We start from the raw sequence: 6543 nt of genomic DNA on the forward strand, positions 1-6543 counted from the left end.
CTCCGCCGACCTCGACGGCCCCCAGAGCCTCGCCCTGCTGGAGCTGGCCCGCCAGCTGAAGAGCGGCGAGCGACGCATCGACCTGGCCGGGCGGGTGCTGGGGCTGATCTTCTCCAAGGCGTCCACCCGCACCCGGGTGAGCTTCATCGTCGCCATGGCCCGGCTGGGCGGTCAGACGATCGACCTCAACCCGGCCGTCACCCAGGTGGGCCGGGGCGAGCCGATCGCCGACACGGCCCGGGTGCTGAGCCGCTACTGCGATGCCCTGGCGATCCGCACCTTCGCCCAGGAGGACCTGGTCGACTACGCCCACTGGGCCTCGATCCCGGTGATCAACGCCCTCACCGACCTGGAGCACCCCTGCCAGGCCCTGGCCGATGCCCTGACGATTCAGGAGCACTTCGGCCATGGCCCCGCCGACCTGCACGGCCTCACCCTGGCCTACGTGGGCGACGGCAACAACGTGGCCCACTCGCTGATGCTCGTCGGGGCCCTGCTGGGGATGGACGTGCGCATCGGTTGCCCGGATGGTTTCGCCCCCAGCCCGGCGGTGGTGGAGCAGGCCAGGGACCTGGCGGGAGAACGCTGCACGATCACGGTGCTGCATGAGCCCCTGGCCACGGTCCGCGGCGCCCATGCGCTCTACACCGATGTGTGGGCGTCGATGGGCCAGGAGGAGGAGCAGGCCCAGCGGGAGCAGGCCTTTGCCGGCTGGTGCCTCGACGAGGACCTGCTGGCCGAAGCCGATCCGCGGGCGATCGTGCTGCATTGCCTTCCGGCCCACCGGGGCGAAGAGATCAGCGCCGGGGTGATCGAGGGGGCCGCCAGCCGGGTGTTCGACCAGGCGGAAAACCGCCTGCACGTGCAGCAGGCCCTGCTGGCCACCCTGCTGGGGGGCGTCGCCGACTGAACGCCCGGCGGCAGGGGGAGTGGACAAACCGCGCGCGGGATGGCAGAAAGGGACTGGTTCATCCGTACTGCCCGTGTTCGCCACCCATCAGGAGCTCACCGAGGCCCAGCGGGAGCTCTACGACTGGCTCGCCGACTACATCGGCAGTCACCGCCACAGCCCGTCGATCCGCCAGATGATGGAGGCCATGGGCCTGCGCTCGCCGGCGCCGATCCAGAGCCGCCTGCGCCACCTGCAGCCGAAGGGCTGGATCACCTGGCAGGAGGGCCAGGCCCGCACCCTGCAGCTGCTCGGAGACACCCGTACAGGCATCCCGGTGCTCGGGGCCGTGGCCGCCGGCGGGCTGGTGGAAACCTTCGATGATGTGCAGGAGCACCTCGATCTGGCCCCGGTGCTCGACACCCGCGGCCTGTTCGCCCTCACGGTCAACGGCGACTCGATGGTGGACGCCCACATCGCCGATGGCGACGTGGTGCTGATGGAACCCGTTCCCGACCCCTCAAGGCTGCGGGAGGGCACGATCGTGAGCGCCCTGGTGCCGGGCAGCGGCACCACCCTCAAGCATTTCCATCGCCAGGGATCCCAGGTGCGCCTCGAGGCTGCCAACCCCGCCTACGCACCGATCACCCTGCCCGCCGACCAGGTGAGCGTGCAGGGCCGCCTGGTGGCGGTCTGGCGCCAGGTCTGAGCGGTGCCTGGGGGCGATCGGCCACGTTGTAAGCTCCTCAGGCACCGGTCAGCCGGCGCATCAATGGGGCCATAGCTCAGCTGGTAGAGCACCTGCATGGCATGCAGGGGGTCAGCGGTTCGAATCCGCTTGGCTCCATTCTGTTTCACTTTCTCTCTCGCAAGCAAGACAAGCGCCTGCTGCCTTCGGGTTGCTGCACTGGGGAGAACACAAGGCTTGGTGGCCGTGCCAAACGAACAAGCTCGATGGCATCTGGGCTCGAGGCCGGCAACCGCTTGGGCGGCTGCAGCAGCGGTGCCACCGATGCGAAGAGCCCGTCGCTACCGACAAGCAGCCGCTCGCAGACTTAAAGCAATCTTCCTATCCCTGCGCACGCCGATGTCCCCCTCCTTCACCCAGGCGGTCGAGGCCCTCACGGCCCAGGCCCAGACGCTGATCGCCGCCACCACCGCCGAAGTCGACGCCCTGCGCGAGGAACTGGAGCAGGAGCGGCGCTTCCGGCGCCACCTGGAGGCCAACGCCGCCGCCAGGGCCCATGAGGTGGCCGCCCAGCAGGAGGAAGGCCGTCGGGTGCGGGAACGGCTCGAGGCCGAACTGGCCGAAGCCCGGGAGGGCCGGCACCTGGCCGAAGCGGAGGTGGAACGCTTCCACGAGGCTGTGCGCCAGCAACTGGCCATCGCCGAGCAGGAGCAGGCGGCCCTGGAGGAGGCCGAGCGGGAACGGGACCGTCTGCGCCAGGAGGCCGCCGAACGGCAGTGCCGGGTGTTGACGCAGGAGCTGGAGCAGGAGCAACAGACACGTCTCAGACTGGAGAGGCGCCTCTCAGGGGTGCGCCAGGCCGTGCTCGATCTGCTGGAACCCCTGGACGAGGAGGGGGGAGGAGCAGACAGCGCCCTGGAACCGGAGGGAAACGCCCTGGAGGGGTACCCGGAGCACTCGGACGGGGCCGCACGCCTCTCGATGCGCAAGATCCTGGTGCCCAGGTCGGCGAGCCAGGACCCCCAGCCGGTCCTCACCTGAGCCCCACCCTGCCGCGGCGCTTCTGGTCGGGTCGCCACCGGGGCCGACTGCTCGCCCTGGCCGCCCTGATGGTCCTGGCCATCTGGGTGGTCGTGACCCCGTTCGGTGGGGCCCGCGCCCAGGAGCAGATGGCGGCCCAGGCCTTCCTCCAATTGGACGGCAACCGCCTGTTCCCGGTTGCCACTTCGAAGGACTACACGGCTCACCAACGGGTGGAGCGGGCTAACCGGCTGCTGCAGGAGGCGGTGGCGAACAGGAGCCCGGCCAGGATCGGCGTGAAGGAGCTTCACAACCTGCCCGTGGTCACCCTCGATGACGCGGTGGTCCTCACGGTGACCCGGCGCGATACGCCGGAGGGCCTGACGGTGCAAGGGCAGGCCGAGCTCTGGCGTCAACATCTGACAACGGCCCTCAACCGGGGGCGACTCGAACGCCAGCCCGGCTATGTGGCCCGCATGGTCCCCATCTCCCTGGGGATCCTGGGGGCCACGTTCCTGCTGCAGCGGCTCCTCTGGCTGCTGTGGCGGCGGTACCTGCCCTCAGCCCTCACCCAACCCCTGGTCGGTGAGCCCGGCAGCCAACCGCTGCGGGCCATGGACTGGCTGCTGCACGGGGTGCTGGTGATCCTGCGGCTTGGCCTCTGGGTGGCGGCGATCCTGGTGATCGCGGGTTTCTTTCCGGTCACCCGGTTGCTGATCAGCCGCCTTCTGGAGGCCCTCACCGAGAGCGTGGGCTCCCCTTTCCTGCCCCTGGGGGGACGCCGCTACTCCGTGCTGGATGCCTTCGTCCTGGTGGCTCTGTTCCTCGTGCTGGTGCGCGGGGTGGCGTTCCTCAAGGGCCTGCTCCAGATCCGCGTCCTGCAGCGCACAGGCATCGAGCCAGGTTCCCAGGAAGCGATCGCCTTCGTCCTTCAGTACGGCCTGCTGTTCCTCGGCACGCTGGTGTTGCTTCAGCTGTGGGGCCTCGATCTCACCTCCCTGGCCCTGTTCGCCAGCGTCCTGGGGGTGGGGGTGGGCCTGGGCCTGCAGGGCATCGCCAAGAACCTGATCAGTGGCCTGATCATCATGTTCGAGCGGCCCATCAAGGTGAACGATTTCGTCGAGGTGGGCGACCTGCAGGGCACCGTGACCCGCGTCAATCTGCGCAGCACCGAGGTGGTCACCCTCGACCGCATCTCGATCATCGTTCCCAACGCCGAGTTTCTGGAGTCCCGCGTCGTCAACTGGAGCCACGGAAGTTCAGTGGCCCGCCTCAAGATTCCGGTGGGCGTGGCCTATGGCTCCGATTGCCAGGTGTTGCGTCAGGCCCTGCTGGAGGCTTGCCAGGACCTCTCCGACATCCTGGCGACTCCACCACCCCAGGTGTTCTTCAAGGGCTTCGGGGAGAGCTCCCTGGATTTTCAATTGCTGGTCTGGATCAACCAGCCCCGGCGTCAGTACGAGATCCGCAGCCAGCTCAACTTCCGCATCGAAGCGATCATGCGCCAGCACAACTTGTCCATACCGTTCCCCCAGCGGGATCTGCACCTGCGCAACGAACGCCTCGAGGTGGCCTTCCCCGCCGAGGTCACCGATGCTCTGCTGAACCGGCTGAGGCAGTCGGCTACGGACGGGGAGAACTGAGGAATCAGAGCCCCCTGAACTGGCCATTGGGCACAGACCTGGGTGGGTGCAGCTGGGTAGAAGTGCTAAAGAATGAGGAGGCCGCCAGAAGGAAGGAAACGGAGGGAATGGAACATGCCAGGGCTGGATCTCAACGACTTCACCGATCCCCAGGCTGACGATGTGGCAGGTTCACCCATGGAATCGATTGAGCAGGCTGCCTTGCCTGGTCTTGGCGTGAAGGGCACAGCTGATTCCGGACGTTCTGCACAGCCAGCCAGCCAGGCAGAGGATCAGGACTCCCTGCAAGCCCTGCAGAAGCGGCAGCTGAGGGACGAGCATCCGCTGCGGATTGCCTATCTCAAGGGACAGGCCGACATCACGCAACTCCAGAGGATCAGTCAACGGCTGAGAATCGCCTCACAGGCGTTTGTTGCACTGCTGGCGTGTCTGCTGGGAATCAGTGTTCTTGTCCTGATCATCGAAGCGATCAGATCCAGGGCGATTGTCATCAGGGAGTTCAGCACCCCGCCCCAGCTTGCTGACAGGGGACTGTCGGGGAGAGTGGTTGCCGGCATCCTGCTGGATGAGCTCACTCTATTGCAGTCTAGCACCCGCACCCGCCTGGAGAAACGCAAGGTGTCGGATGCCTGGTCAAACCAGATTGAACTGGAACTCCCCTCCACCGGTATTTCAATTCATCAGATCGAAACGCTCCTGCGCCAACGCTTGGGCCATGATCTGACCGTGTCGGGAGACCTGGTGCAAAGCTCGGCTGGCGAGCTCATGCTCACGGTCCGAGGGGAGAGCATTCCCGCCCGATCCTTCAAAGGCGATACCAACGCCATCAAAAAACTGACCCGGGAAGCAGCGGTTCACATCTTCGAGCACACGCAACCTTCGCATTACGTTGCCTCCCTGATCGCCAAGGGGCTTAGCGAGGAGGCGGTGGCCTTCAGCGAAAGGGTTTTTCCCACCACCACTGAGGCCGATCGCCCCTACCTTCTGAATCAATGGGCCAATGCGTTGCAGAACACCGGAGGACCAGCAAACGCAAAACAGTCCCTTTTTCTCTATCGAAAGGCCCTTGCCCTGAGGAAGGATTTCACCAATGTCCACAACAACATCATGTTGACCACCATTGTCATGGGAAGGGAGCAGGAGGCGTGGGAGTATGGCAGAAACCATCTCCAACGCAAGGGCGGACGTCCAAGCCCCAAGAAGGAGCTTGGCTTCGGACAATGGAATCAACTCACCTGGAATCTTCAGGCCTGGAGAGCCGTTCTTGCTGATGACGCCCGCCAGTACCGGGGAATCGGTTCCGGCAACCAGTTGCGTCATCCCGTGATCGCCCTCATTGACACCCGTCTGCATGACCTGGAGTCGGCCCGGTTTCATCTCAGCCTCGGATCGGGCGCATCCAACGATTCCACCATCAAGGCTCGCACCCACTTTGTGCGGGGGCGCCTTGCCGCACTTGAGGGGAACAAAAGCGTTGCCCTTCGTGAAATGGAGAGCTTCAAATCCGAGTATACAAACAATAAAACAGTGGCGGCCAACATGCCTGGCTACCTCTGCTGGGTGGCCCTGGCACAGGAGGAGGCGAAGCTTCGAAAAAAGGCCGATCAAACGCTCCGTGAAGCTGGGCGCTACGTGAACTGTCTGCGGTTCAGAGGGGATATTCTTGATCGACGTGGTGACTGGAAAAATGCCCAATTAGCCTATGCTGACGCTGTCAGACTGGCTCCAGACCTGCCCGCCGGCTATTACTCCTGGGGTGCGGCCCTGGCGCGCCACCGAGAGTGCAAAGCGGCCATGGAACAGCTCGCTGCCGCCGCCAAGCGCGGCCCAGGCTGGGCGGATCCCCTCAAAGCATGGGGAGACTGTCTTGCCTTCCAAGGACAATGGAAAGAGGCGCTGAAAAAGTATCAAGAAGCCTCAAGACTTGCTCCTGAATGGGTCGCCCTGCAACAGGCGATAGACAACGCCAAGGCGCACCGCTATATCCCAAAACAACAACCGCTCGGCCTGTGAGAAGAGGGCTTGAGAATGACGCCATCCTGGATTTTTCTTTTAGGATGATGTGCGTGGTGCGATGCGATGAGCAGCCACCTCATCAGAACAGTGTGGTTTCACCACTCACGATGAATCCAGTCATCACCCGATCGCCTGCCCTTCCCCTGGCCGGTCAGGCCCGATCGTGACCCCCGCCATCCAGGCCGTGGGAGTTGCCATGCTCATGGCCCTGGCCAGGGTGCTGCTGGGCTCGTTGGCCGTGTGGCTGCTGGTGCGGTTGCTGCGCCGCTGGCTCCGGCGCGCCGTGC

At 65.1% G+C, this 6543-nt stretch carries 5 protein-coding genes and 1 tRNA gene; all 6 read left to right on the top strand.

All coding sequences use genetic code 11. The annotated features are described in order from the left end of the window. The coding region (argF, locus tag KBZ04_RS13105; protein ID WP_254992350.1) for an ornithine carbamoyltransferase at positions 1-910 on the top strand (910 nt) is incomplete at its 5' end. A gap of 73 nt (positions 911-983) precedes the next feature. Further along, entirely contained in the window at positions 984-1598 is a 615-nt protein-coding gene (lexA, locus tag KBZ04_RS13110) for a transcriptional repressor LexA (RefSeq protein ID WP_409995982.1), read from the top strand. Positions 1599-1663: 65 nt separating this feature from the next. Beyond that, positions 1664-1736 (top strand) — tRNA-Ala (locus KBZ04_RS13115). 240 nt (positions 1737-1976) lie between these two features. Continuing rightward, positions 1977-2618 (top strand): hypothetical protein, encoded by a 642-nt coding sequence (locus tag KBZ04_RS13120; RefSeq protein ID WP_254992351.1) that lies wholly within the window; start codon positions 1977-1979, stop codon positions 2616-2618. 68 nt (positions 2619-2686) lie between these two features. Beyond that, positions 2687-4240: a mechanosensitive ion channel family protein gene (locus tag KBZ04_RS13125; RefSeq protein ID WP_254992352.1), complete on the top strand. Its 1554-nt coding sequence runs from the start codon at positions 2687-2689 to the stop codon at positions 4238-4240. A 114-nt stretch (positions 4241-4354) separates the two neighbouring features. Beyond that, entirely contained in the window at positions 4355-6253 is a 1899-nt protein-coding gene (locus KBZ04_RS13130; RefSeq protein ID WP_254992353.1) for a tetratricopeptide repeat protein, read from the top strand. Positions 6254-6543 lie beyond the last annotated feature (290 nt).

The organism is Cyanobium sp. N5-Cardenillas (genome assembly GCF_024345515.1).
Taxonomy (GTDB): Bacteria; Cyanobacteriota; Cyanobacteriia; order PCC-6307; family Cyanobiaceae; genus Cyanobium.